The 25,788-nt window shown below is 34.5% G+C and carries 31 protein-coding genes; 15 read left to right on the top strand and 16 right to left on the bottom strand.

What is annotated here, in order from left to right; translation table 11 throughout:
- Positions 1–6 precede the first annotated feature (6 nt).
- Positions 7–1,245, top strand: a complete 1,239-nt coding sequence (locus tag ACPF9A_RS21690) for a cation:proton antiporter (protein WP_424000431.1) — start codon at positions 7–9, stop codon at positions 1,243–1,245.
- Positions 1,242–1,547, top strand: coding sequence for a hypothetical protein (locus ACPF9A_RS21685; RefSeq protein ID WP_424000429.1), 306 nt, complete (start codon positions 1,242–1,244; stop codon positions 1,545–1,547). Before ACPF9A_RS21690 ends, ACPF9A_RS21685 begins: the two co-directional genes overlap by 4 nt.
- Before the next feature lie 8 nt (positions 1,548–1,555).
- Here the strand turns inward: ACPF9A_RS21685 and ACPF9A_RS21680 are convergent, their stop codons facing one another.
- From ACPF9A_RS21680 to ACPF9A_RS21630, 11 genes are all read right to left on the bottom strand, one after another.
- Positions 1,556–2,122, bottom strand: a complete 567-nt coding sequence (locus ACPF9A_RS21680; protein WP_424000427.1) for a helix-turn-helix domain-containing protein — start codon at positions 2,120–2,122, stop codon at positions 1,556–1,558.
- Positions 2,123–2,127: 5 nt separating this feature from the next.
- Positions 2,128–2,703, bottom strand: a complete 576-nt coding sequence (locus tag ACPF9A_RS21675; protein WP_424000425.1) for a hypothetical protein — start codon at positions 2,701–2,703, stop codon at positions 2,128–2,130.
- A 221-nt stretch (positions 2,704–2,924) separates the two neighbouring features.
- Positions 2,925–3,539: a fumarylacetoacetate hydrolase family protein gene (locus ACPF9A_RS21670; RefSeq protein ID WP_424000423.1), complete on the bottom strand. Its 615-nt coding sequence runs from the start codon at positions 3,537–3,539 to the stop codon at positions 2,925–2,927.
- Positions 3,540–3,662: 123 nt separating this feature from the next.
- Positions 3,663–4,907, bottom strand: coding sequence for a hypothetical protein (locus ACPF9A_RS21665; protein WP_424000421.1), 1,245 nt, complete (start codon positions 4,905–4,907; stop codon positions 3,663–3,665).
- A gap of 101 nt (positions 4,908–5,008) precedes the next feature.
- Positions 5,009–5,197: a hypothetical protein gene (locus ACPF9A_RS21660; protein WP_424000419.1), complete on the bottom strand. Its 189-nt coding sequence runs from the start codon at positions 5,195–5,197 to the stop codon at positions 5,009–5,011.
- A gap of 14 nt (positions 5,198–5,211) precedes the next feature.
- The gene (locus ACPF9A_RS21655; protein ID WP_424000417.1) at positions 5,212–5,388 is read right to left on the bottom strand and encodes a hypothetical protein; all 177 of its coding nucleotides are present in this window, start codon (positions 5,386–5,388) and stop codon (positions 5,212–5,214) included.
- Complete coding sequence (locus ACPF9A_RS21650; protein ID WP_424000415.1) at positions 5,370–5,612, bottom strand: hypothetical protein; 243 nt, start codon at positions 5,610–5,612, stop codon at positions 5,370–5,372. Before ACPF9A_RS21650 ends, ACPF9A_RS21655 begins: the two co-directional genes overlap by 19 nt.
- A gap of 415 nt (positions 5,613–6,027) precedes the next feature.
- Positions 6,028–6,621: a hypothetical protein gene (locus ACPF9A_RS21645; RefSeq protein ID WP_424000413.1), complete on the bottom strand. Its 594-nt coding sequence runs from the start codon at positions 6,619–6,621 to the stop codon at positions 6,028–6,030.
- Between the two features lie 92 nt (positions 6,622–6,713).
- Positions 6,714–7,163: a GNAT family N-acetyltransferase gene (locus tag ACPF9A_RS21640; RefSeq protein WP_424000411.1), complete on the bottom strand. Its 450-nt coding sequence runs from the start codon at positions 7,161–7,163 to the stop codon at positions 6,714–6,716.
- A gap of 14 nt (positions 7,164–7,177) precedes the next feature.
- Complete coding sequence (locus ACPF9A_RS21635; RefSeq protein ID WP_424000409.1) at positions 7,178–8,083, bottom strand: bifunctional metallophosphatase/5'-nucleotidase; 906 nt, start codon at positions 8,081–8,083, stop codon at positions 7,178–7,180.
- A 1-nt stretch (position 8,084) separates the two neighbouring features.
- A complete protein-coding gene (locus ACPF9A_RS21630; protein WP_424000407.1) occupies positions 8,085–8,870 on the bottom strand; it encodes a 5'-nucleotidase C-terminal domain-containing protein in 786 nt (261 codons plus the stop codon).
- A gap of 45 nt (positions 8,871–8,915) precedes the next feature.
- On the opposite strand from ACPF9A_RS21630, the gene ACPF9A_RS21625 reads away from it, so the two are divergent.
- The 13 genes from ACPF9A_RS21625 to ACPF9A_RS21565 all read left to right on the top strand — a co-directional run bounded on the left by ACPF9A_RS21625 (position 8,916) and on the right by ACPF9A_RS21565 (position 21,415).
- Positions 8,916–9,449, top strand: coding sequence for a DUF6913 domain-containing protein (locus tag ACPF9A_RS21625; RefSeq protein WP_424000405.1), 534 nt, complete (start codon positions 8,916–8,918; stop codon positions 9,447–9,449).
- A gap of 2 nt (positions 9,450–9,451) precedes the next feature.
- Entirely contained in the window at positions 9,452–10,342 is an 891-nt protein-coding gene (gene dapA / locus ACPF9A_RS21620; RefSeq protein ID WP_424000403.1) for a 4-hydroxy-tetrahydrodipicolinate synthase, read from the top strand.
- Positions 10,343–10,461: 119 nt separating this feature from the next.
- Positions 10,462–11,289: an outer membrane protein assembly factor BamD gene (locus tag ACPF9A_RS21615; protein ID WP_424000401.1), complete on the top strand. Its 828-nt coding sequence runs from the start codon at positions 10,462–10,464 to the stop codon at positions 11,287–11,289.
- Positions 11,290–11,306: 17 nt separating this feature from the next.
- Positions 11,307–11,633 carry a DNA-directed RNA polymerase subunit omega gene (locus ACPF9A_RS21610; RefSeq protein WP_424000399.1) on the top strand — a complete coding sequence of 109 codons (327 nt, stop codon included), beginning with the start codon at positions 11,307–11,309 and terminating at the stop codon, positions 11,631–11,633.
- 5 nt (positions 11,634–11,638) lie between these two features.
- On the top strand, positions 11,639–12,844 hold the full coding sequence (gene coaBC, locus ACPF9A_RS21605; RefSeq protein ID WP_424000397.1) for a bifunctional phosphopantothenoylcysteine decarboxylase/phosphopantothenate--cysteine ligase CoaBC: 1,206 nt from the start codon (positions 11,639–11,641) through the stop codon (positions 12,842–12,844).
- A complete protein-coding gene (locus ACPF9A_RS21600) occupies positions 12,837–13,730 on the top strand; it encodes a DUF4835 family protein (RefSeq protein WP_424004551.1) in 894 nt (297 codons plus the stop codon). Before coaBC ends, ACPF9A_RS21600 begins: the two co-directional genes overlap by 8 nt.
- A gap of 55 nt (positions 13,731–13,785) precedes the next feature.
- Complete coding sequence (recN, locus tag ACPF9A_RS21595) at positions 13,786–15,447, top strand: DNA repair protein RecN (protein WP_424000395.1); 1,662 nt, start codon at positions 13,786–13,788, stop codon at positions 15,445–15,447.
- A gap of 168 nt (positions 15,448–15,615) precedes the next feature.
- Positions 15,616–16,422, top strand: coding sequence for an enoyl-ACP reductase FabI (locus tag ACPF9A_RS21590; RefSeq protein WP_424000393.1), 807 nt, complete (start codon positions 15,616–15,618; stop codon positions 16,420–16,422).
- A gap of 52 nt (positions 16,423–16,474) precedes the next feature.
- Complete coding sequence (locus tag ACPF9A_RS21585) at positions 16,475–17,482, top strand: glycosyltransferase (RefSeq protein ID WP_424000391.1); 1,008 nt, start codon at positions 16,475–16,477, stop codon at positions 17,480–17,482.
- Positions 17,482–18,447, top strand: a complete 966-nt coding sequence (locus ACPF9A_RS21580) for a CdaR family protein (protein WP_424000389.1) — start codon at positions 17,482–17,484, stop codon at positions 18,445–18,447. The genes ACPF9A_RS21585 and ACPF9A_RS21580 overlap by 1 nt, the downstream gene beginning before the upstream one ends.
- Positions 18,444–19,028 carry a dephospho-CoA kinase gene (gene coaE / locus ACPF9A_RS21575; protein WP_424000387.1) on the top strand — a complete coding sequence of 195 codons (585 nt, stop codon included), beginning with the start codon at positions 18,444–18,446 and terminating at the stop codon, positions 19,026–19,028. Before ACPF9A_RS21580 ends, coaE begins: the two co-directional genes overlap by 4 nt.
- 83 nt (positions 19,029–19,111) lie before the next feature.
- Positions 19,112–20,695, top strand: coding sequence for a sensor histidine kinase (locus tag ACPF9A_RS21570; RefSeq protein WP_424000385.1), 1,584 nt, complete (start codon positions 19,112–19,114; stop codon positions 20,693–20,695).
- Between the two features lie 6 nt (positions 20,696–20,701).
- Positions 20,702–21,415, top strand: a complete 714-nt coding sequence (locus ACPF9A_RS21565; protein ID WP_424000383.1) for a response regulator transcription factor — start codon at positions 20,702–20,704, stop codon at positions 21,413–21,415.
- Between the two features lie 54 nt (positions 21,416–21,469).
- On the opposite strand, the gene ACPF9A_RS21560 is transcribed toward ACPF9A_RS21565, so the two are convergent.
- Genes ACPF9A_RS21560 through ACPF9A_RS21540 form a run of 5 tightly spaced genes read right to left on the bottom strand, consistent with a single transcriptional unit; the run spans position 21,470 to position 25,785 of the window.
- Positions 21,470–21,958 carry a gluconokinase gene (locus ACPF9A_RS21560; RefSeq protein WP_424000381.1) on the bottom strand — a complete coding sequence of 163 codons (489 nt, stop codon included), beginning with the start codon at positions 21,956–21,958 and terminating at the stop codon, positions 21,470–21,472.
- On the bottom strand, positions 21,951–22,871 hold the full coding sequence (gene miaA / locus ACPF9A_RS21555; RefSeq protein WP_424000379.1) for a tRNA (adenosine(37)-N6)-dimethylallyltransferase MiaA: 921 nt from the start codon (positions 22,869–22,871) through the stop codon (positions 21,951–21,953). The genes ACPF9A_RS21560 and miaA overlap by 8 nt, the downstream gene beginning before the upstream one ends.
- Positions 22,864–23,721: an ion transporter gene (locus tag ACPF9A_RS21550; RefSeq protein ID WP_424000377.1), complete on the bottom strand. Its 858-nt coding sequence runs from the start codon at positions 23,719–23,721 to the stop codon at positions 22,864–22,866. The genes miaA and ACPF9A_RS21550 overlap by 8 nt, the downstream gene beginning before the upstream one ends.
- 1 nt (position 23,722) lies before the next feature.
- A complete protein-coding gene (locus tag ACPF9A_RS21545) occupies positions 23,723–25,090 on the bottom strand; it encodes an exonuclease domain-containing protein (RefSeq protein ID WP_424000375.1) in 1,368 nt (455 codons plus the stop codon).
- 41 nt (positions 25,091–25,131) lie between these two features.
- Positions 25,132–25,785, bottom strand: coding sequence for a YggS family pyridoxal phosphate-dependent enzyme (locus tag ACPF9A_RS21540; RefSeq protein ID WP_424000373.1), 654 nt, complete (start codon positions 25,783–25,785; stop codon positions 25,132–25,134).
- Between the last annotated feature and the right edge of the window lie 3 nt (positions 25,786–25,788).

Here is a 25,788-nt window from a genome sequence, read left to right as displayed (position 1 = left end):
ACAACTATGGACGTTTTTACAATAATTTCAGTATTAGTATTTCTTTCGGCAATTTTCGGCTATATAAACGCGCGTTTTCTAAAACTACCTAATAGTATTGGCTTAATGCTGATTACAATTCTATTTACGTTGGCAGTTTTTTTAATAGGTTATATTGATGACACCTTAATTAATGCGGAACGATACATCATTACCCAGATAGATTTTAAATCTGTACTGCTAGATATTATGTTAAGTTTTCTGTTGTTCGCAGGCGCATTGCATACCAATTTTGAACAATTAAAAGTGCAGCGTTGGCCTATATTAGTATTCTCTACTTTGGGGGTATTAGTCTCAACTTTTCTAGTTGGTACGAGCATGTATTATTTATTACAGTTTATAGGAATGGAGATTTCCTTTATATACTGCCTATTATTCGGGTCATTAATATCGCCTACAGATCCAATTGCAGTATTGGGAATATTGAAAAAAGCAGGAGCTCCAAAACAACTGGAAACTAAAATTGTGGGAGAATCATTGTTCAATGACGGGGTAGGAGTAGTTGTTTTCTTAACCATTTTTCAATTGGCATCTGCTACAGATGTTGCAGTAAATCCATTAGACATTCTAGAACTTTTCGGAGTTGAGGTAATTGGCGGTTTGGCGTTAGGTCTTGCTTTAGGTTGGGGAACTTGGAAACTTATGAAATCTATAGATGATTATGATATAGAAGTGATCATCACCTTGGCAACTGTAATGGTAGGTACTTTGATAGCCCAGAAATTCCATTTATCAGCTCCTCTAGCAATGGTTGCAGCAGGTCTGGTAGTTGGTAATGATACCGTGCGTAATTCTGCCATGTCAGAAACTACAGAAACCTATGTAGATAAATTTTGGGAGCTGTTGGATATCCTTCTAAATACATTATTATTTGTATTAATTGGGATGGAAATGCTCGTATTATCCTTTAAAACAGAATACGTAATCGCCGGATTGTTGGCAATTCCGTTAGTATTGATTTGTCGTTACTTATCGCTATTAATACCAATTAAGTTCTTTGAGAAGAGGTTAGACTTTGTGCCTAGAACAAATTTGGTAATGACCTGGGGCGGTTTGCGTGGTGGTATCTCAATTGCATTGGCACTAGGCTTATCTGATGAGATGCATAGAGATGCATTTTTAGTGATCACATATATAGTTGTCGTATTCTCTATTATCGGTCAAGGCTTAACGGTAGAGAAACTTATAAAACGAGTAGTAAAATGATACCGAAGACCTACTTAGAATTTGAAAAAAGTTTAGAGTTGACTCATGCACCAAAAGAATGGTCAGACGGACTAAAATCGATATGGTATGATGCCAAGGGCGATTGGGAAACTTCGCATAATATAGCCCAAGATATGCACAATACATTGGGTAGTTGGTTACATGCTTATCTGCACCGTAAAGAAGGTGATCGGTTTAATGCAGGTTATTGGTATCGTTTGGCGAAAAAAGATTACCCTACAATTAGTTTAGATGAAGAGTTAAAGGTAATTGTCAATTTTATCATTAACAACAACGCCTAGAGGTCAAGTTACTTAGATTTATAATCTTTAAAACTTATTGCTGTAAATCTCTGAAAATTATTTTCGAAATCACTTTTGTTATTGAATCCGCACAAGTACACAAGTTTGTATAAATCGTTCGATTCTAGAAATCCCGAATCAATAAGCTGCTTTGCTTTTTCTATTCTAATCTTGTTCCGGTAAGTATTGAAACTGATACCTTTCGTCTGATAAAAAAAATAAGCGGCATGATAAGGCGGCACATGTAAAAGTTCTGCACATGCCTTTAAATTAAAATCTTGACGCAGAAAAGCTTCCTGCTGTTCAATTACAATTAGTGAGTTATTCAGTTCTTGGTTATTTAATCCGTACATCTGTTCTGTAGATGTGGTATTATTTAAAATTCGTGATGATACTAATAACTGATTTTTTGGAAATCCGTAGAGAATAGAAGGGAAGTATAAGGGAGCAATGCTTATCACCAATAAAACCACTAATAAAATAAGGTTCAGGCTTTGCAAACTAGGGTTGTTTATATGTAAAGTGTTCAATCCTAATAACCGTTCTATTCCAAAAAATAAGGTAATAAATGCCATTATGCTTAGTGCTGAATAAAACAAAAGCAGCCATCTATTAGAACGGACTTTAGTTTGTCGTTCGGGTTTATGGTTAAAAATCGCTTTAACAATGGTAGTAGAGAAAAAAGATATACTAATTGCCATAAATGCCTTAAACTATAATGCTCATTTAAACTAAGCATGCCGTATTGAGCATTGAACCGTTCTTTGGGGAAAGCAATAGCATTATCTACAATTTCTTTATAATAGGTTGCTGGCTTAGAAAAAACTAAGGCAACATCTATAACGCTCATAATAAATGGAACGAAAAGTAAAAGGTATTGCGATTTCCATGTAAACTTATCGTCCATAACCGTCTTAAAATAGAAGTATACAGGCACGGTTATGATGCTATAGAGTAGCAAAGGCCAAAAATAGAACCATTTAAATTGCGTTAATAAACCTTCTGTAAAAATATAAGTTTGTAGGGAGTAAACAGCATAAATAAAATAAAAGAAAGCAAGAAAATACTGAGGTAATTTATTTACATTTTTCTTTAGAAGTAACAAGGCAGTTAAGAAAAATCCGAAGATTGCAACTAACAGGAAAACAAAGTTCATTCAACTATTTTGTATAATATATAATAAAACGTACGAAATTACAATATAAAAAGTACGAAAATAGAAATACTAGATGAATTTATAAAAAGCTGGTAATCAATAGGGGGTAGGTGTTTCAAGAGGAATAGGTAAGAACTTAGAACGAAATGCAGCTAAATTTTTAGCAAAAAAAACCGGACGCCTTATAGGTGTCCGGTTCAGTATAAAATTTATTAAAAGGGTTATATCATTTTGAAATCTAACAATAATTCTCCTTCAATAGAAGCTTGTAAGTGATCTCCCTTAAATGTTTGACCTGCACCAACTGCTGGTGTACCGGTAAAAATCATGTCCCCAGGATTCAAGGTCATAAATGTAGATACAAAGCTGATAATTTCTGCAAAGTTATAAATGATATAACCAGTATTACCTACCTGTTTCTTTTCTCCGTTGATTACTAAATCAAAATTAATGTTATCTAATTCAGGAAAGTTCGATACTGGTTTAAAACCTGCAATAGGTGAAGCACCATCGAAACCTTTCGCTAAAGCCCAAGGGCCTTTTTTCTCTCTACTTGCAGTAAGTACATCTTTTGCGGTATAGTCAATACCGATACCTATTTCAGAGATATAAGAGTTTGCATCTGCAATACTAACATCTTTAGCTGTTTTACCAATTTTTACAACAAGTTCAACTTCATAAATCAACTCATTGGCGATGGCTGGAAATGCTACATCTTTACTATCTGTGACAAGTGTAGAATCTGGCTTTGTAAAAATGAGCTGTACGTCATTTTTTAATCCGTCAATTTCAGATTTATCTACTACGTAATTCTTGCCTATGCCTATTATTTTCATGATTGTGGTGTTAGTGTATTATTTATGCAGTAAAATTAAACATTATACCAAGTATAGAATTGTGTTTTGCTAGAAATCACATTAATACTATTTTTTGTTTGAAGAGTTGACGCCTTAGTATATTTACTTCAATTCTTCAATAGGAGTATTCGCTTTTGAATTCGAAATTAAAATGGCATAGTCGATAAACTCTGTGGTAGATTTTCCTTTTATAGCTTCGCTATTATAATCTTCATCTGTCATTACCACCTCAATTAAATCTGGCATACCGTCACTGTACGGCGTATTACTAGCATTTAAGCAGAATAAGGTCATGTCAGATAATTTAGATTTTTTCAGGTGCTCGATACCTAAGAAATACTCTTTCTCGTAATCCCCAATTCCGAATCCGCCCTCGGTGGTAAAAGATTGATATGTTCCGTTGTCATCATACACATGGTCCCAGAGTACCCGACTTTCGGTCAAATAACCCATAACAGAAATAACTTTCTCTCTTGGGTAAATATTGTTTTCTATCAACCTGGTAAAAAATGACGGATTATTACTTTCTCTCTGCTTCTCTAAATGAAAAAAACCGAACCTTATAAATTGGGGCTTTTCTTTAAAATTATAAATGGAGTTGAGGTGCACATAATTATTGAATATAACCTCTTCACGATTTACCTCGGGATTAAACGAATACTTTAAGTCTTGTATTATGTGATTAAAGGCAAATTCATCAATAACGGACTTTGAGAATAACGCAGTATTTGTCTCATAAGATGCTACAAATGCCTTCATAATACTTTTAGAATAACTATCGTAATATGGCGAATAATCAGTAGTATCTAAAGCAACCATTTGTTCTAGTTGTTGTACTGCATTATCCTGAATTTTATCAGAGTTTAAAAGTTCTAAAAGGTGTTTAGCCGTGTATTTATAGGTCACTATCTGATCAATACCCAAGACGGAGAATCTATTTTTTCTAGGTAATTTATCATTGAGGTTTTTAATGCCTTTCCACTTCTCGTAAGTTTCAATACTTCGTTCTTGTGGCACTCTAGCACCATAGTTAATCACTAGGTCTTTAAGTAATAGTGTATCGCCCGTTTGTAAGTATTGATTTAGGAAATGCCCAAGGCTAAAATCTGTTTCAGGCAAGTAATATTCAATCGCCCCGCTTTTGGTTAATGAGTTAAGAAGGTTGTGTTCTGCCGCCTCAGTTTTTACACTACCATGGTAAGCACCAAAACCAATGATGCTGAAATCTTTTTGCGGAAAGTCAAAGTTTGACTTTGTCAAATCAAATCGATTTTGCTCTAAGTAATCTACTTTTGATTGGGAATGTAGAGAGATAATTGTGACAAGAGCTACTAAAATGCTTTTCATTGTTTAGTTTTCATAAATAGATGCCGCTTTTATGAAATTGTTACAGCAATAGTTTAATATTTTTATTCACAGATTTGAAATCAATAAATCATGTCTATATCTTAATAAAAATTCCCATTAACATTTTTTTTCTCAACAAGATATTCCGTCTTAATTTTCTTGAGCTGTCCTTTTTTTTCCTCAGGATTTAACTTAAGGTTTTTTAAAACAGCAGTCTTTAAGTTTAAATATTTCTCTTGTAGAGTTATAAGATGGTCTTCAATTCCTTCAGAATGTATGTTTAATTGCATTGTTTATGGTTTTATTATAAAAGGTTATTTTTGCCCTGTAGAATCTCTAACAAGCTTATAGGGTTCTGTCGATTGTCCCAAAAGGCTATAATTACAATAGCGGTTGATTTATTTCTATTAACCCAATATTCAAGAATCCCAGCAAATTGAATATCTGCGGTTTTTGTCCAAATTACATTGAGTTCAGCCATTTAAGATTTCGTTTGTCCATTTCGTTTTGCGAAATCAATCGACCATTTGATATATCTTCCTCGCTCATTTGCAACATCTGTTTTTGCTCAACTATTAATTCAACTATTTTGGTTTCCGCAGAACTCGAAGTAATAATCTTATCAAGTGCTTGCAAAAATTCCTTATTTCTTATAGTAAGGAGTTTATCAATCAATCCATTCCTTATTTTATCTACAGTTGCCATAATAATCCACTTTATATTAATATCTTAAAAATTGCTGAGAGTGCACAATATTTTACAACGACTTAGATAAATGTAGTTAGAAGGAAAGAAATTTTTGGTATGATTCATTGGAAGACCTTAGCCCTAATTGCCAGCCAGATTCTCTAACATAATAAAAGTTTATAAGTTTCTAAATATTTTGGTTATTTCATTGAAAAGAGAAAGTAAGAGAAGAAACCCGGCTGTTGTAAAGGCAAATGAAGCAAAAATAATTTTATCGAATGCGACCATGAAAAGAGCAGCAACTACAATTATTAAAGCAACGGAGCGAAGTATTTTAATGTTCTTTTTGGTTAGCATATTTAGTTTTACAAGGTTTATTTTATCAATATGGCATGTAAGGAAACTTAACGTTTAATCTTTATTTTACTTACTATTATTTCCACACACCGAATTCAGTCCTTATCAAATTTAATAATTCGTTGAAGTAAACTAATTCATCCACATTTTTATAAATCCGTAAGTAACTTTCAGGATTAGAATAATAAACTCTATTAAAGTATTTTCCTTGTCGAAAATGAACATAATATCCATCTCCGTCCAATATTAAGTTTTTTTTCCAACTCAATACTTTTTCGCCATTCATATCCTGAATTACTGGCTCTTTCTTTAGTTTCCAATCAATATCAGTCATATTAGGCAAATCTTGAATATTGGTTTTTAGGATCTCTAACCAAACCAAATCCATTTTACGTTTGGATTTCAGTTTTCTTTTTTCAATTCTGAATTCTTTTTGGTTAGGTATTATTGCATAGTGGTTAATTAATTCTGCTCTCCATTTTTCTTTGTTATCTTGATAGAATCTAAAAATGCCCGTATAGTTTGTCATTCCCGAAGTTCTATAAATTCGGATTTCTTTGTTATAATTTAATGAATCAGCAAAGTCAACATTCTTATTTATTATAGTCAAGTCTTGTCCAAATAAGTTCAAATTTGACAGGATTATTATTAAAATAAGAAGCTGTTTCATTATTAAGTAGAACTAGGAATTTGTATTACAACAACATCAATAAGAACAAGAAAGATACTGATTCTACTCAATTATATTTTGTAAAAACTATATTATAACACCTTCCTGAAACAAACACTATTAGCCATATGCTCATAAGGGGCATAGTTATCGGTAACTGTATAGTTATTCTTTTTGTAGAGTGCAATGGCTTCAGTTTGTCGTAATCCTGTTTCTAAGACGGAGTAACTATAATTCAATTCTTTTGCCCATTCTTCTAATACTACTAGTACTTTTGAGGCAATTCCTTTTCCGCGGTAATCTGGTTGAACATACATGCGTTTAATCTCAACCGAGTCTTTGTTAAATTCTTTGAAAGCTCCGCAAGCAACAAGGGTTTCATCAGTATAAAAGACGACACAGTTTTTCAACGCATCAATACCATTAAATTGTGCGTAGAAAGTGTTCTCGTCTCCATCTCGTAATGCCAAATCTGCATCAAGTAACGCTACTAATTCCTTGAAGTTTTTGTTATCGCTAGAGCAACGTTTATAGTAAAGCATAAGAGGTCTCTTTTTTAGACTTTAATAGTGTACCCGTTCGCGTTAACAGTGCTGTTGTCAAAATAGAAATCTATACGACCAAGGTTCACGCCAAAACATCCTACTTGATTGACCAATACATCACGCTCAGCAGCATTGGTAACTACAGTTGGTTTATCTAAAAATGTATGGGTGTGACCACCAATAATTAAATCGGTGTATTTAGTTCTTTTGGCAAGTTTTAAATCATCGGGTTTTTCAGTGCTATATTCATATCCTAAGTGAGAAAGGCAAATGACTAAATCGCACTTTTCCTCCTCCTTAAGTTTGGTCTCCATATCGGTTGCCAGTTCATAGGGGTCCAGAAATACCGTTTCTTTATAAAGTTGTTTTGTAACTAATCCGTCTAATTTAATCCCTAATCCGTAGACACCCACTTTAATTCCGTCTTTCTCATAAATTTTATATGGCTGTGTTAATCCGTCTAAAACTGTTTTTGAAAAGTCGTAATTGGCGCTGATAAAATTAAATTTAGCGTAAGGCATTTGCGCTAATAATCCGTCAATACCATTATCAAAATCATGATTACCAATTGTAGTGGCATCATAATTAAGCATGCTCATTAGTTTAAATTCCAGCTCACCACCATAAAAATTGAAGTAGGGAGTACCTTGAAAAATATCGCCAGCATCAAATAGAAATGTATTTGGGTTTTCTTTACGAATACTATCTACTAAACCCGCTCTTCGCGCCAAACCGCCAAGCCCAGGAAAGTCTGCGTGATCATTAGGGAATGCATCTACATGACTGTGTACATCGTTGGTATGTAAAATAGTAATATGCTTTTTTGTAGATACGTTACAAGAGTTTAGACCTAAGCCACCAAGAGTTAACAGACTAGATGACGCAGCAGTATTTCGTATAAATTTTCTTCTTTCCATATTACTGTAATTGATAGTATCTTAAATCTACTTTTGGGGCAATGGTATCCACTTTAGAAAAGAAATCTATCATGGCATTTCGTATTTTGTAATCGGTTTCTGTTTTAGAAAGCGCTTCTTTAAAAAAATTCATATTATCGCCACCAGTAACTAGGTAGTCAGAGGTTGCAACATAATAAGACTTGTTATTGTCTACAGGTTTTCCGTTAATTGAAAAAGTATTGACCGTGTTGTCTTTATTAAGTATAAGCTGTATACCAGCAACAGGGTGAGCTCTTTTAGATTGTATTAGGTAGTCGACCATCTTTAATAGGGCATCGCCCTTAAGTTCTACGACGACCACCGAATTTTCAAAAGGCATTACTTCATAAGCAGTTCGAGAAGTAACATTTCCCTTAGATATAATAGATCGAATACCACCATGGTTCAATAATACCAGGTCAATAGTATGCCCAGTGCGTTTATTGAATATGGGGTTGGTCTCGCTCCACACAATATCTGCCATTAAATTACCTGCTGTAGTATTAAATTTGCCATCGGTTTTCGAGATTACAAATGGTGCATATGCCAAAGTGCTATCTAAAATACTTTCAACGCGGTCATGATAAGGCTGAATAAATTTCTGAATGCTGTCGACAGAACTATAACTGGTGTCAATAGGTATCTGCCTGCCAGTCAGTTCTTTTAGTTGCTCAGGGTTGTTTTTGCAAGATGCTAAATTTAGTAATGTTAAAAATATAACAAAATGTTTTATTTTTAAAATACCAAAGTGTTTTAACTTCGCCATAGAGTTGCAGGGATATTATTTACATTTGTCTAAATGTAAAAATACATGTTTTTAAAAGGAATTAAGGACAAGTTTAAACGGAAATCTGGCCGTAAGATATTAAAACAGTTGGTGGCAACACCAGTTGCTGTAACGCGTGAGAGTAAGGGAATACGTTCTGTAGGTTGCATCGTGGATCTAGATAAGTTTGAGAAATCTGAAGTATTTTTTCAGTTTCAAGAAGAGTTATCGTTACACCCCAATGCGGTTAAAATTATTGGATATAAGCGTTTTTATGATAAGAACTCTCCGTATGCCACTCCTGTTTTTTCAGATAAGGATTTAGGATGGAACGGTGAAATTGAAAACAGTTATGCCCTTGAGTTTTTAGGACGAGAATATGACCTTTTAGTGAATTATTATAATGAGGATAGCCTATTATTGAATTTAATGTCAATGAAGGCTAAAGCTCGGTTACGGGTCGGGTTTAAAGAAGTTGGACCGACTTACAATGATTTAATGTTAGATACGCCGTTAAAGGACTTTCAAATATTTAAAAAAGAATTGAAAAAGTACTTGGGCATTTTTAAGGAGATTTAATTATGAGAGATTTAAGGGGGGCAGGTGTAGCGTTAATAACGCCTTTTACAGAAGATGGTTCGGTAGATGTTGAAGCTCTTAGAAGAGTAGTGGCCTATAGTATTGAGGGAAATATAGACTACTTGGTAGTTTTAGGTACTACAGCAGAGTCTGTAACTCTATCAAAAGCAGAAAAGCAACTTGTTATGCGAACTGTTGAAGATGCGAACCGAGGTGCTTTACCATTAGTAATCGGTATTGGCGGTAACAATACTATGGCGTTGGTAGAAGAGCTACAAACGGCAGACTTATCTGCATATGATGCGATTTTATCTGTTTCTCCGTATTATAACAGACCTACGCAAGAAGGTATTTATCAGCATTTCGCAGCGCTTTCTCAAGCATCGCCGTTACCGATAATTTTATATAATGTACCTGGTCGTACCGGTAGTAATATGTTGCCAGAAACTGTCGTTCGCTTAGCAAAGAAATTTGATAATATAGTAGCAGTAAAAGAAGCTTGTGGCGATATGACACAGGTACAAGAATTAATATCGAAAAGACCAGCCGGCTTTCTAGTGCTTTCCGGAGATGATATTACCGCATTACCAACTATAGTTGCTGGTGGTGACGGAGTAATTTCTGTAATCGGACAAGGTTTGCCAGAAGAATTTTCTAAAATGGTACATGAAGGATTAGCTGGTAATACCGAAGTAGCCTATAGCTATCACTATAGAATTCAAGATGGTATGAAGTTAATTTTTGAGGAAGGAAACCCGGCCGGCATTAAAGTTATTTTTGAATATTTAGGTCTTACGAAGCCCTTTGTGCGATTGCCATTGGTTGCCGCGAGCGATGCCTTAAAGCATAGAATTGTTTCTTTTATGGAATCTATGATACGTGTACCTGCATAAATATTCGTTAAATCTTCTCTAGGTAGGACGTTCTTATGGTATAAAGCCTGTATTTTTATTGGTTTAAAATGTTTTTTAAATCCATTGATAATCACTAATTTTGCAAAATGTTTTTTAAAATGAGGAGAGTTTTTCCATTACTATTGATTGCCATAGCTTTACAATCATGTAGCGAGTACCAAAAGGTACTGAAGCACGATGATGTAAAAGCTAAATACGATATGGCAGAAACTTACTACGAAGCGGGCGATTTTAAAAGAGCGAACAGATTGCTTGAACAAATTGCACCAAAGTATGTAGGTAAACCTCAAGGTGAACGCGTTATGTACTTTTTGTCTAACAGTTATTTTCAGCGAGAAGATTACAATATGGCCGGGTACCAATTCGAGCGTTTTGTAAAATCGTATCCTAAAAGTGATAAGGCTGTTGAGGCAAATTTCTTAGGTGCAAAAAGCTTCTATGAATTATCGCCAGAATATTCTTTAGATCAAACAGATACAGATAAAGCATTATTGAAATTGCAGAATTTCATTAACACCAATCCTGATTCAGAATACTTTGCAGAAGCTAATGCAATGGCTCAAGAGTTAACTACTAAAAAGGAAGAAAAAGCTTTTGAAATTGTAAAGCAGTATAATAAACTTGGCCGTTTCAATTATGATATGCTAAAATCGGCAGTAGCGGCAAGTGATAATTTTGTTTCCGATAATCCTGGTTCTCCATTTAGAGAAGAAGCTATGTATATTAAGGTTGATGCCTTGACGCATATGGCGGTAAATAGTTTTGAACAGGTTAAAGAAGAGCGTTTGAAAAATGCTAAAACTGCACATGTTGCTTTGAAAAAGCAATTTCCAGATTCGAAATTCGACAAGCAGGCAACTGATTTAATTGAAAAAATTGACAAAGAATTACAACGTATGCAAGCGCAAAACGTTGAATCAAAATAAATAATGTAATTATGAATATGAACGATTTAAAAAACTCTAAAGCAGCTGTGTCAACGGTAACTATTGACCGTAATGAGTTCGATGCACCTACTGAAAATATCTACGAGGCAATTTCAATCGCTTCTAAACGTGCTATTCAGATCAATTCTGAAATTAAGAAAGAACTTTTAGAGAAATTAGAAGAGTTTGCTACTTATAGCGATAGTTTAGAAGAAGTTTTTGAAAACAAAGAGCAGATAGAAGTTTCTAAGTTTTATGAAAAATTACCTAAGCCACACGCAATGGCAGTAGAAGAGTGGTTGACAGATAAGATCTACCATAGAAATACAGAAAAAGACGCTTAAGAATTATGTTGAACGGCAAAAATATTCTTTTAGGAATTACCGGAGGAATTGCCGCTTACAAAACTACATTCTTAGTTCGTTTATTTATAAAAGCTGGCGCTAACGTTAAGGTCATACTTACCGATAGTGCCAGCTCTTTTGTTTCCCCACTTACCCTGGCTACTTTGGCTAAAAACCCTGTAGTACTTGATTTTGTTAAGACAGAAGAGAATACTGTCGATTGGAACAATCATGTAGAAATGGGACTTTGGGCAGACTTAATGGTCATAGCACCAGCTACGGCGAATACAATGTCTAAAATGGCAACAGGCAACTGCGATAATATTTTAATGGCTACGTATTTATCGGCTAAATGTGCGGTTTTTATTGCTCCGGCAATGGATCTTGATATGTACAAGCACCCGAGTACCAAAAGTTCTTTAGATGCCCTTACATCTTTTGGTAACATGATCATACCGGCAACAAGTGGTGAACTTGCTAGTGGTCTGCATGGCGAGGGTAGAATGGCAGAACCAGAAGATATTGTTAGCTTTATTAAAAAGCAGTTATCTGAAGGATTGCCATTGTCAGGAAAGAAAGTATTGATTACTGCAGGTCCGACCTACGAGGCAATTGACCCAGTACGTTTCATAGGTAATCACTCCTCCGGATTAATGGGTTTCGAACTTGCCAAAACGGCGGCTAATCTTGGAGCTGAAGTCTATTTGGTGACCGGACCCACACATTTGTCCGTCATTCATGATAATATACATGTAGTCAATGTAGTTTCTGCTGACGATATGTATCATAGCTCCCAAATGTATTACGATACTTCAGATATTGTCATTTGTGCAGCTGCTGTAGCCGATTATCGACCTAAAACTGTAGCAGAACAAAAGATTAAAAAATCCGAAGAAAACTTTACTATTGAATTGGTAAAGAATAAAGATATTTTGAAGACTTTCGGAGATCATAAAAAAAATCAATTTCTGGTAGGTTTTGCATTGGAGACCGAAAATGAAGTTGAAAACGCAAAAGGTAAACTTAAACGTAAAAACTTAGATGCCATCGTATTAAATTCAATGCGAGATAAAGGTGCTGGCTTTGGCGGTGTTACCAATAAAATTTCATTTATAGATACCAATTCTAACATTACTACGTTTGAACTAAAGACCAAGGCAGAAGTTGCCGTGGATATCTTCAATGAAATTATTAAAAGACGGTATGCGTAAGGCTATATTTCTATTACTTTTCACTTTTTTTAGCTTAGTATCAAATGCACAAGAATTAACCTGTGCGATAACAGTCAATTCCGATCAATTATCACAAGGCGAGCAGCAGGTATTTAAAACTTTAGAGCGTTCGTTAAATGATTTCATTAATAAAACAAAATGGACAAACCGTGTATATAAAGAGAATGAACGGGTAAATGCCCAAATGTTCATTACCATTACCTCTTTCGAATCAAATAATTTTAGTGGTAATATTCAAATACAATCTTCTAGACCAGTTTATAATACCTCTTATTCATCTCCGGTTTTTAATTATAAAGACAATGCGTTCAATTTTCAATATATTGAATTTCAACCTTTAATTTTCAATGAGAACCAGTTCGAATCTAACCTGGTAAGCGTTATGGCTTACTATGTATATATTATGTTGGGCTTAGATGCCGATACTTTTTCTTTAGAAGGCGGAACAGATTTTTATAGAAAGGCACAGAATATTGTAACTCAAGCTCAGGGTAGTAATTCTGCCGGATGGAGCCAGTCTTCCGACTCTAACAGAAGTAGATTTGAGCTGGTAGATAATCTTTTATCGAATACCTATAGAGAGTATCGAATAGCAATGTATAACTATCATCGAAAAGGTCTCGATATTTTGCCAGATAATAATAGTACGGGCAAGCAAGTTATTGCCGGTACCATGAATTTGTTTCAAACTATGATTAATAGAAGACCTAATGCTTTTTTGATTTCTACATTCTTTGATGCAAAATCTGAAGAAATTAAGAATATTTTTTCTGACGGACCAAAAATAGATATTATAAAGCTGAAAGAAACATTAAATAAAATTGCTCCGTTATACGCTTCTACTTGGAACGATATTAAATATTGAACCATTTTACAAAACGGAATTATAGATTACCTTTGTGAATCTAAAATTCTAACGCGTGCTTTCAACCCTTTCCATTTCCAATTACGCATTAATTGATCGTCTAGAGGTAGACTTCGACAAAGGTTTCACGGTTATTACCGGTGAAACAGGTGCTGGTAAATCTATTTTACTTGGTGGTTTATCACTTGTGCTTGGCAAACGGGCAGACTTAACCTCTTTACGTGTCAAGGATGAAAAATGTATTATAGAAGGTACATTTAAAATAGACACCTACGGACTCCAAAAATTCTTTAAAGAAAATGATTTGGACTATGAAGATAGTACGGTTATTAGACGCGAGATTTTGCCAAGTGGTAAATCGAGAGCTTTTGTAAACGACACTCCCGTTACCTTAGGGGTGTTATCTACTTTGGGTGAAAACCTTATAGATATTCATTCTCAGCATCAGACCATGCAACTTACCGAAAACGACTTTCAGTTGAAATTGGTCGATGCATTGGCAAATAACCAAAAGCGATTAACCGAATTCAGAAAAGGTTTAAAGACGTATCGCAAAGCAGAGAAAGAACTTCAGACCTTAATCGATATACAAAGTACAGCAAATAAAGAGCAAGATTATAATACCTTCTTATTAGAAGAATTAGAAAAAGCACCCTTAAAAGTGGGTGTTATAGAAGAATTAGAAGAAGAATACGAGCAGCTGAACAATGTAGGGTTGATAATGGAGCAATTGTCTAAAGGCGATCAATTGTTCAATGATGAGCAAATTGGTGTTTTACCTTTGGTGACAGAAATGCGTCAGTCACTTTCTAAGTTGGTCGATTTTGGATCCAATTATAAAGATTTGTTCGAGCGTGTAAAATCTGTACTTATAGAATTAGATGATGTTAATTCAGAATTGCAACGCTTACAAGAAAGTGTAGAAGCGAACCCTGATCAGCTTGAGCAAGTAAATAATAAATTACAGTTACTGTATAATTTATTAAAAAAGCATAATGTTGGCGATATAGCTGAACTAATTATCATAAAGAACGACCTCGCCGATAAGGTTTTTGAAACTGCCAATTTAGATAATAAAATTGCGACAAAAACGAAAGAGATTCAAGAGTTAGAAGCGGTTTTAGAAACTCAGGCGGTTGTTTTGAGCGAAAAACGAAATTCCGTAATTCCTCAATTAAAGAAAAAATTAGAATCAGATTTAGGGCTTTTAGGTATGCCTAGTGCATCTTTTGAAATTAAACTGAGTACTGCAGAAGCATTTATAGCAACTGGTAAAGATGAACTTTCATTTCTATTCACAGCGAATAGAGGAGGTAGCTATGGAGAATTAAAAAAAGTAGCATCTGGTGGAGAATTATCAAGAATAATGTTGGTGATCAAAGCGATATTGGCTAAGTATGAAAAGCTACCGACAATTATGTTTGATGAGATAGATACAGGAGTATCTGGCGAAATATCTAACCGAATGGCAGATATTATGAAAGATATGAGTACCGATCTTCAGGTGTTTTCAATTACACACTTACCACAAGTAGCATCAAAAGGAAATCATCATTTTAAAGTTTTTAAAACCGAAGGTAAAGAGCGTACCATGACGAACTTAAAGCAACTGACCATTGATGAGAGAGTGGTAGAGTTGGCTCATATGCTAAGCGGTAAAGATGTATCCGATTCTGCTTTGGCACATGCAAAAGAGCTTTTGAATGCTGCTTTATAATCATAAATATAAATACTTCTAAATAGTAAAAAGTGTCTTTTTGCATTTTGATGTTCGAACACCTTAAACAAGACGATTGTTTTAGGGTTTTTAACGCGATACATCAATTCTCTTTTAACATATTTTAGATATCTTTGAATATTAAATCTAACTATAGAATCAACCATCATGGGATATAACTTATTAAAAGGAAAAAGGGGAATTATTTTTGGAGCATTAGACGCGAATTCTATTGCATGGAAAACGGCACAGACGGTTCACGCAGAAGGTGGTACCTTTGTATTGACAAACGCCCCGATTGCCATGAGAATGGGACAGATTGATGAATTGGCTAAAGAAACAGGTTCACAAATTATACCAGCAGACGCAACAAGTGTTGAAGACTTGGATAATTTAGTAGCAAAGGCAGTTGAAATTTTAGGAGGAAAAATTGATTTCGTATTGCATTCGATTGGTATGTCCGTTAATGTTCGTAAAGGTCGTGCTTACACCGATGAGAAATATGATTTTACAGCAAAGGGATGGGATGTTTCAGCTCTTTCTTTTCATAAAGTATTACAATCACTTTACAAGGCAGATGCTATGAATGAGTGGGGTAGTGTTGTAGCGTTGACCTATATGGCGGCACAAAGAACATTCCCAGATTATAATGACATGGCTGATAACAAAGCATATTTAGAATCTATTGCCCGTAGCTTTGGGTATTTCTTTGGTAAAGAGAAAAAAGTACGTGTAAATACGATTTCTCAATCACCAACTGCAACTACGGCAGGACAAGGAGTAAAAGGATTTGATGGCTTTATCAGCTATGCAGAAAAAATGTCTCCGTTAGGTAATGCAACAGCTCAAGACTGTGCAGATTATACCATAACATTATTCTCTGACCTTACAAGAAAAGTGACCATGCAGAACTTGTTTCACGATGGTGGTTTCTCTAACACAGGGGTTAGCCAAGAAGTTATAGAGAAGTTTTAATTTAGATTTTAGTTTTCCAATTTTGTTGGAGCCTATTCAAAGGAGAGTAATAATGAACTTGTCGTTTTCTTTTATCATTCCCGTATACAATAGACCCAACGAAATTAAAGAACTGTTGGATAGTCTACGTTTACAAACCTATGACAAAACTTTTGAGGTGGTGATCGTCGAAGACGGGTCTACTATTTCATCTGAAGAAGTCATAGGTGAGTATGTAGATTCTTTGGCAATATCATACTACAAGAAACCCAATTCTGGTCCTGGTGATTCTCGAAATTACGGTATGGGCAGGGCAAAAGGCAATTACTTTATCGTATTAGATTCTGATTGTATACTGCCACCTCAATATCTTGTAGAAGCAGAAAAGAGTTTGCAAGAAGATTATGTGCATTGTTATGGTGGTCCAGATGCTGCACACGATTCTTTTTCTACGGTTCAAAAAGCGATCAACTATGCTATGACCTCTTTTTTGACCACTGGCGGAATTCGTGGTGGTAAAAAGGCGGTAGATAAATTTCAGCCCAGAAGTTTTAATATGGGTATTTCTAAAGAAGCGTTTGAAAACGTAGGCGGATACGGAAATATTCACCCAGGTGAAGATCCAGATTTAACCATTCGTATTTGGAACAAGGGCTATAGAACAAAACTGATTTCTGAAGCTTTTGTATATCATAAAAGACGAATAGACTGGAATAAGTTTTATATTCAGGTGAACAAATTCGGTATGGTACGCCCAATTTTAAATAAGTGGCATCCAGAAACAAAGAAAATCACCTATTGGTTTCCTACAGTATTCTGTTTAGGATTATTGTTTTCAGTCGTATTTGGGTTGGCGGGTTATATGTTTCCGCTATATATTTATGCTATATATTTTTTGCTGTTGTTTATAGATGCCCTTCGAAAAACCAGTGATTTAAAAGTGTCATTACTATCTTTAATGGCAACTGCGATACAATTTTTCGGTTATGGGTACGGATTTCTAAAATCAACCCTGTATATTAATTCTTCAAGTAAAAAACCAGAGGAAATTTTTCCAAAATTATTTTTTAGAGTGAATTGATGGAACGGCTAATAGAATGGATACAGACAGGATTGAAGAAAAGGAAGGTAAAAGTCTTTCTTATGTTCTTGTTATGTGCATCGTTTGCTTGGCTTATAAATAAACTATCTCTGACCTATACCAATAACACGACCTTTAAGGTGGAGTATATAAATATTCCGAAAGAGTTTTTATTGGCGAATACTCCTAAAGATGAAATTCAGGTTCGTTTACAGGCGGCGGGATTCCAGTTTTTAGGATATGAATTTAAAACCAAGCATATTCAATTAGATGTAAGTAAGGTAATGCATAAAGATGACAGCTATTATCTAACAGCTGATCAAATAAGAATTCAACTAGAAGCTCAGTTGAATAATTATAGCACATTGACCGACTTTGAAAGCGACGCCATATATTTTGACTTTACATCGTTAGATACAAAGAAAGTACCGGTAAGGGCTGTCTTAGATATTACTTTTGCTGCGAATCATATTCTTGAAGGAGATATAAAAATTAGTCCAGATTCTATTCAAATTTCAGGGCCTAAAAGTCAAATCGATTCCATTTCTGTGGTTAAAACTGCAGTTATTAATAAGAGCGAGTTAAGTAATTCTTTTACAGATGAAATCTCACTTCAATTACCCAAACACTCAAATGGCACTACCTTTTCGAATGACATGGTAACGATTTCGGGCGAAGTAGTTAAGTTTTCAGAAAAAGTAATCGAAGTGCCGATCACCGTAATTAATTTACCGGCAAATGTAAAAGTTCGTACGTTTCCAGAAATAGTTGAAGTGCGTTGTCAAGGTACATTAGAACATTTAAAAGAACTTGAGAGTACCGATTTTTCAGTTGAGGCAGATTATGAAAAGGTAACGAAAGAAACAGATAATAGGCTCTCGATACAATTGGTTAGTTATCCGAGTACGTTGAATAATGCGGTCATCACCACGAATGAGGTTGAATTTATATTGTTAAGAGAATGATGATAGTTGGTTTAACAGGTGGGATCGGTAGTGGAAAATCTACGGTAGCAGCGATGTTTAAAGAACTAGACGTGCCCGTGTATAACTCAGACGACCGAGCTAAGTATTTAATGAATACGTCTATTGAAATCAAAGAAAAGCTAATTGCGTTATTAGGCGATGAAGCTTATGAGAATGGTCAATTAAATAGACCATTTATAGCCAAAAAAGTTTTCAATGATTCCGAATTATTGGCAAATCTTAATGGTATTGTGCATCCCGTAGTTAGACAAGATTTTCTTGCCTGGGTAAAAGAACAAGATTCTTGCTATGTAATTCAAGAAACTGCGTTGTTGTTCGAGAACAATTCTCAAAATCTTTATGATCGAATTATTGTAGTAACTGCTCCTAAAGAACTTCGAATATCGCGCGTCTTAGATCGCGATAATTCAACCAGAGAACAGGTAATGGCGAGAATCAATAATCAACTTGATGATGAAATAAAAATTAAATCAAGCAATTTCGTAATCGAAAATATTGATTTAGAAAGAACTAGCTCAATTGTTCTTCAAGTACACGCTTCTATCTTAACTGATTGCTAGTTATTTAGCAATTTTAACATTTTTGTTAAGGTTAGGTTAAACGTGCTATCGTCTAACTGTTAAATCTTTAATTTTAACACCCAATGAACAAAAAGTTATTTGTGCTCTTAATAGTTTTAATGAGCCTTTCTCTTATTGGTCTGATTTTCGTTCAAAGTTTCTGGATTAGTAAATCTATAGATAGCGGAGAAGAGCAATTTTCTAGCAGTGTATCTGAAGCCTTGAACAGCGTCACCAATAAGATTACAGAAAGAGAATCTAAAAATTATTTCGACAGGTATTTACATGCGAAGGATAGTGCTGGAGGAGAACTAAAGGGTACTCAGCTTACAAATTTTTTCTTTATTGATAAGGATGTCAATTCCAATGAAATTTTACTGTACGAACACGGTATTTTAGAAGAGGATTATGGTATTTCTTCTACGTTCTTTGATAGTAGTGATGGTGCAGATACTACCATCATTAAAAGTTATACCAGTAAAAGAACGACATCTATTTTTAGAGCAGATTTCGATTTAGAAGATAATACCCCAAGATTGAACCCTATACAACGATTTGAAAAAATTGGCGGGATTACTAAAATGGAAAAAGCCGCCATGGAAGATGTGTTTATGGTTTATGCAAAGCGTGTGCCTATTCATAAACGTGTTTCTAAACAAGAAATTGAGTTGTTATTGCAACGCGAGTTAGAAAATAGAGGTGTTGATATTGCTTTTGAATATGGTGTTTATAGTAATGGTCTGCCGACCAAAGTAAAATCGCCGAAATTTAAATATGCAGAGGCGAATATTTATAAATCTCCCATGTTCGTTGATTATGAGGGAGTTTCAAATTTTGATTTGTTAATTTCTTTTCCGAAGAAAAAACGATTTTTGGTAGAGTCTATTTTAGGTCTGGCCCTACTTTCATTATTGTTTACAATTATTATAGTTGTAGCGTATGCAGGGGCAATTTATCAGTTAATTCGTCAAAAGCAGATTTCTGAAATAAAAACAGATTTTATAAATAATATGACGCATGAGTTTAAAACACCCATTGCAACTATAAATTTAGCTGTTGAAGCAATCCGGAATCCGAAGATAATCAATGACCACGAAAAGGTTTTGAGGTATTTACAGATGATTCGAGATGAGAATAAAAGAATGCATGCTCAGGTAGAAAATGTATTACGAATATCAAAACTCGAAAAAAATCAGCTTGATATAAGTAAGGATAGGGTCAATGTTCACGACATTATAGAAGATGCAATTACACATGTTCAATTGATCGTTGATGATAGAGGTGGTTATATTCATACACATTTAGATGCAGAACGATATGAAGTTTTGGCTAATGAGATGCATTTTACCAATGTCATTGTAAATATGTTGGATAATGCTATTAAATACTCAGAAGTAGCACCTAAAATAGATGTGTTTACAGAAAGAGCTAAAAATTACATTATTATAAAAGTACAAGATCAAGGTTCTGGTATGAGTAAGGCTGTTCTTAAGAAAGTATTTGAAAAATTCTATCGAGAACACACCGGAGATATACACAACGTTAAAGGGCATGGATTAGGATTGTCATACGTTAAAAAAATAGTTGAAGACCACCAAGGCGAAGTTTATGCCGAAAGTGAAAAAGGAAAAGGAAGTACATTTTACATCAAACTGCCGTTAATATAAAAAAATATGGAAACAATAAACAAGAAGATACTTTTAGTTGAGGACGATCCGAATTTCGGAATTGTATTGAAAGATTATTTGTCAATGAATGACTTTGATGTCACTTTGGCGAAGAATGGAATGGAAGGTTTTGAGAAGTTCAAAAAAGATAATTATGATATCTGTATTTTAGATGTTATGATGCCTTATAAAGACGGTTTTACGTTAGCGAAAGAAATTCGTGAGAAAAATGAGAACGTGCCAATCGTTTTTTTAACGGCAAAAACGATGAAGGAAGATGTTCTTAAGGGGTATAAAGCTGGTGCAGATGATTATTTGAACAAGCCTTTTGATTCTGAGGTTCTATTAATGAAATTAAAAGCTATTCTACAGAGAAAAGCTTCTAATGGTTTGGCAGATAGCAAGAAATTCGAATTTACAATCGGTGGTTTCCACTTAAATTCTAAATTAAGATTCTTGAAATATAAAGATACCGAGTCCATTAAACTTTCTCCTAAAGAGAATGAGTTGTTACGTTTACTGGCTTTGCATGAAAATGATTTAATGCCAAGAGAGTTAGCGTTGACCAAAATTTGGAGAGATGATAATTACTTTACTTCACGTAGTATGGATGTTTACATTGCCAAGTTACGTAAGTATCTAAAAGTTGATGACACCGTAGAGATATTGAATATTCATGGTGAAGGTTTCCGTTTGGTAGTAAAGACGGAAGGCGAATAATTTCAACAAGAGTTACCATAAAAAAAAGCATCCTTTCCGGATGCTTTTTTATTTTTATAATTTTTTAATAATCTCGTTTACAATTTCAATTGGAGCTTGATCAATTGAAACAGTAAGTACATCTAATGGTGTTTCAAGGTCATCGAATTGAGATTGTAATAGTCCCGCAGGCATATAATGATTTTCTCGTTTATTGAGTCGTGCTTCTATGAGCTCAAAACTACCTTCTAAATAAATAAATTGATGTTTGTTGTCTAAGTTTTTTCCTAATGTGGCTCTGTATTTTTGTTTAAGAGACGAGCACACTATTACTGCACCGGTTTCTAAATTAGCTATACCAACTTCATTAAGTTTTTCTAACCACCCTTGACGATCCTTGTCGTTTAACGGGTGACCTTCTTTCATTTTCTTAACGTTCGCCTCTGGGTGAAAACTATCTCCGTCAAAAAAAGGAATATGCAATTTATCGGCTAAAAGCTTACCTATGGTAGATTTTCCACTACCTGATACGCCCATTACAAATAAAATCTGTTTGTTAACCATTTTTTAAATTTACCAATTCATTGTCAATTCCTGGCAATAGTGTTTCCGCATTATAATCGAAATCGACCCATTTAGTTTCTTCATTTCTTAAAAACCAGGTTAACTGTCTTTTTGCGAATCTTCTAGTATTCTTTTTGATCTCTGAGATGGCAAAATCTAACGTCCATTCGCCGTCCAAATATTTAAATAGCTCTTTGTAACCAACAGTTTGTAATGCATTGTATTCTTTAAAAGTTAATACACTTTTTGCTTCATCTAGCAAACCAGCTTCTACCATAAGATCTACTCTCGAATTAATACGATCATAAATTAATGGTCGGTCAGCCTTTAATCCGACAGATAAAACTTTAAATTCTCTTTTTGCCTTAGGTTTGTTTATATAAGAAGAATAAGGTTGTCCGCTACCGATGGCAACCTCAAGAGCTCTAATTACTCGTTGCGGATTATGGATATCTACTTTTTCGTAATATATAGGGTCTAGATGTCTTAGTCTCGACTGTAAAACCCTAATACCTTTCTTAGAGAGTTCATCATTCAGCTCTTCTCTAATGTTTGGGTCTACTGTGGGGAACGTGTTTAGTCCGTCAGTAACGGCGTTCACATAGAGTCCGCTACCACCAACCATAATGACCACATCATGTTTTTTAAATAGATCAGCTAATTTTTCAATAGCTTCCCGTTCATAATCACCAACAGTATATTGTTCGGTAATACTTTTATGCTGTATAAAATGGTGTTTAGCTTGGCTTAGTTCGTCAATACTGGGTACAGCAGTACCAATATTCATTTCTTTAAAAAACTGCCTTGAATCGGCCGAAATGATTTCTATATTGTAATGTTGGGCTAAGAGTATAGCTAATTTGGTTTTACCGATGGCAGTAGGGCCAACAACGGAGATAAGAGTTTTATTCATTTAGTATAGATCCACAGTTATAACAATGTTTTGCGTCATCTCTATGACCTTCTTTGCTACAGGTAGGGCAAGATTGAGTATTGACATGAACATAGCTTCCTGAATTTTTTAAGTTAGAAGTGTCTTTTCCTTGTTTCGCAAATTCGGCAGTAACCATACCTGTCGGTACCGCGATAATACCATAACCTAATAACATAATTATGGTAGCAATTGCCTGACCTTGCGGAGTAATAGGAGCAATATCACCATAGCCTACGGTAGTTAAAGTTACTATCGTCCAATAAATACTTGTAGGTATGCTAGTAAAACCAGCTTCATCACCCTCAATCAAATACATAAGGGTACCCATCATTACCGAAGCAATAAGTACGGCGAAAAGAAATACGGTAATTTTTGCTCTACTAGCTTTTAAAGCTCTTTTTAATTGCGAGGCTTCGCCAAGAAAGCGGGCAAGTTTTAGAATTCTAAAAACCCTAAGCAATCTAAAAGCACGTACTGCCAATAGCACTTGAGAGCCTGCAAAAATATAAGATATGTATAACGGTATAGTAGAAAGAAAATCTATAATACCGTAAAAACTAAAAATATAATGACTTGGTTTTTTAATTGAAATAATACGTGCGATGTATTCAATGGTGAAGAAAATGGTAACTACCCATTCTAATACAAAAAGGATTTCATGGTACTCTGCATCAATAGCCTTTACACTTTCGAGCATAATTAGAATTACGCTGAAAATGATAATAACGAAGAGAATAATATCGAACAATTTACCCATAGGGGTATCTGCTTCATAAATTATTTCATGAATCTTATTCCTCCAGGGTGACAGTTTTTCGTTCTCGTTCAAACTAATCGTTTATTTCCATTATTTTAAGTACCCGTTTCTTTCTTAAATAAGATTCAATAAGATAATTTGCATCTCGAGTACCGTTCATAGGGGTGATAATACTTTCTAAGATATGAATATTATTTATTTGATAGTTAAGGTCATAGAATCCGAAGCCAACTAATGAGCCATTTTTTATTAAAATAGCACTCTGTTCTCCAATTTCTCGTCCTTTGTCAATAATTAAAACCTTGTTACCGTTGATGCTGTTTTTAGTAGTTGCAGCAATTACACGTGCATTATACTCTTCAGCATTTTCTTTATTGATACAAGCGCCCTTACATGTGCCATCGTCATAACCAGAACAATTTTTACGAGCTTCACTAATGCCATTCACTTTTTCGCATAATCCGAAATCCTTCGTAATTTTATATAAGTAATTTTTTGCACTGAATACTCCGTTAAAAAGAGCTAGTGGTTCTTTGCATTCTCGATATGGTTTTATTTCTAAAGCGTAATATCCATTTATGTTTGTGCTCATGCAGTTTGCGTGACTGTACATTCTTTTTTTAGGTATTATGCTGTACTTAGGTCTAATTTTTAATAGCTCTTCATGTTCTTTTAAAATCGCAATAAGTTCATTTCCGGTAAGTTCAAAAGTTACTTTTTTAGTGTCTTTTGCAATTTTACGAGATTTATCACTTGTTTTGGTAAACAGTTGATTGACCCTCTTTTTTATATCGCTTGTTTTACTAAGGTGAATAATATTTCCATCCTTATCATGCATATAGAATACACCTATTTTATTAGGTAAATCTCTAACAATATCTAATTGTTTTTCTGAGAGTTCGCCTTGGGTCTCTTTTCGTATAGTTTCTTTAATAATTACTTTTTCTGAATCTTTGGCCAGTAAAAGTTTAAACAATTTTATGGTAGCTAGGGCATCGCCGTTTGCCCTATGTCTATCGCTCACCGGTATGCCTAAAGACCTTACCAATTTACCTAGGCTATACGATTCAGCGTCTGGTAGTAAAAGCTTCGACAAGTCTACTGTGCATAAAGTTTTGCGTTCAAAATTATAACCTAAACGTCTAAATTCAGTTCTTAAAATTCTATAATCGAATTGTGCATTATGAGCAACAATAATAGTGTCTTCGGTAATTTCAATAATTCTTTTGGCTACCTCGTAGAATTTTGGCGCGGTTCTGAGCATTTTACTATTAATACCCGTAAGCTTAACTACAAAAGGTTGTATTTCTTTTTCAGGATTTACTAGGCTAATAAATTTATCGACTACTTTTTGACCATCAAACTTGTGAATAGCAATTTCAGTGATTCCCTCCTCATTAAATTTCCCTCCTGTAGTTTCAATATCTAAAATTGCGTACATGTAATATAATCTGATTTATGGGGTAGTGGTGTTTTGAGGTATTAATTTCTGGATCCAAAGATACTACTTCCTATACGTACCATGGTACTACCTTCTTCAATTGCAATTTGATAATCACCACTCATACCCATTGATAGTGTCGCAAAATCAGTATAATTATTTTTGAGTTTGTTAAAGAGTAATTTTATGCTAGCAAATTCTCTACGAACTTGATTCATGTTATCGGTAAAAGTGGCCATACCCATTAGCCCCACAATTTTTACATTTTTAAAAGCTTTAAATTCTTCGTTAGCTACTAAATCAAGTAGCTCTTCTTCGTTAAACCCAAATTTCGTATCCTCTTCTGCAATATGAACCTGTAATAAACATGAAATAACTCTGTTGTGTTTTTCTGCTTGCTTGTTTATTTCTGACAATAATCTAGGGCTGTCAACACCATGAACCAAAGAAACATATTCAGCCATGTACTTAACTTTGTTTCTCTGTAAGTGACCTATCATATGCCATTCTATATCTTTTGGCATATTCTCCCATTTTTCGGTCATTTCTTGAACCCTATTTTCGCCGAAAATGCGCTGACCAGCATCATATGCTTCTTGAATATATGAATTAGGCTTGGTTTTGGAAACTGCCACTAAGGTTACCGAATCGGGTATGGTATTTTTAACGGCTAATAAACTATCTTTTATAGACATATA

This window comes from Maribacter sp. IgM3_T14_3, assembly GCF_049603095.1.
GTDB lineage: Bacteria > Bacteroidota > Bacteroidia > Flavobacteriales > Flavobacteriaceae > Maribacter.
This window is presented reverse-complemented; position numbering and strand designations above follow the sequence as displayed.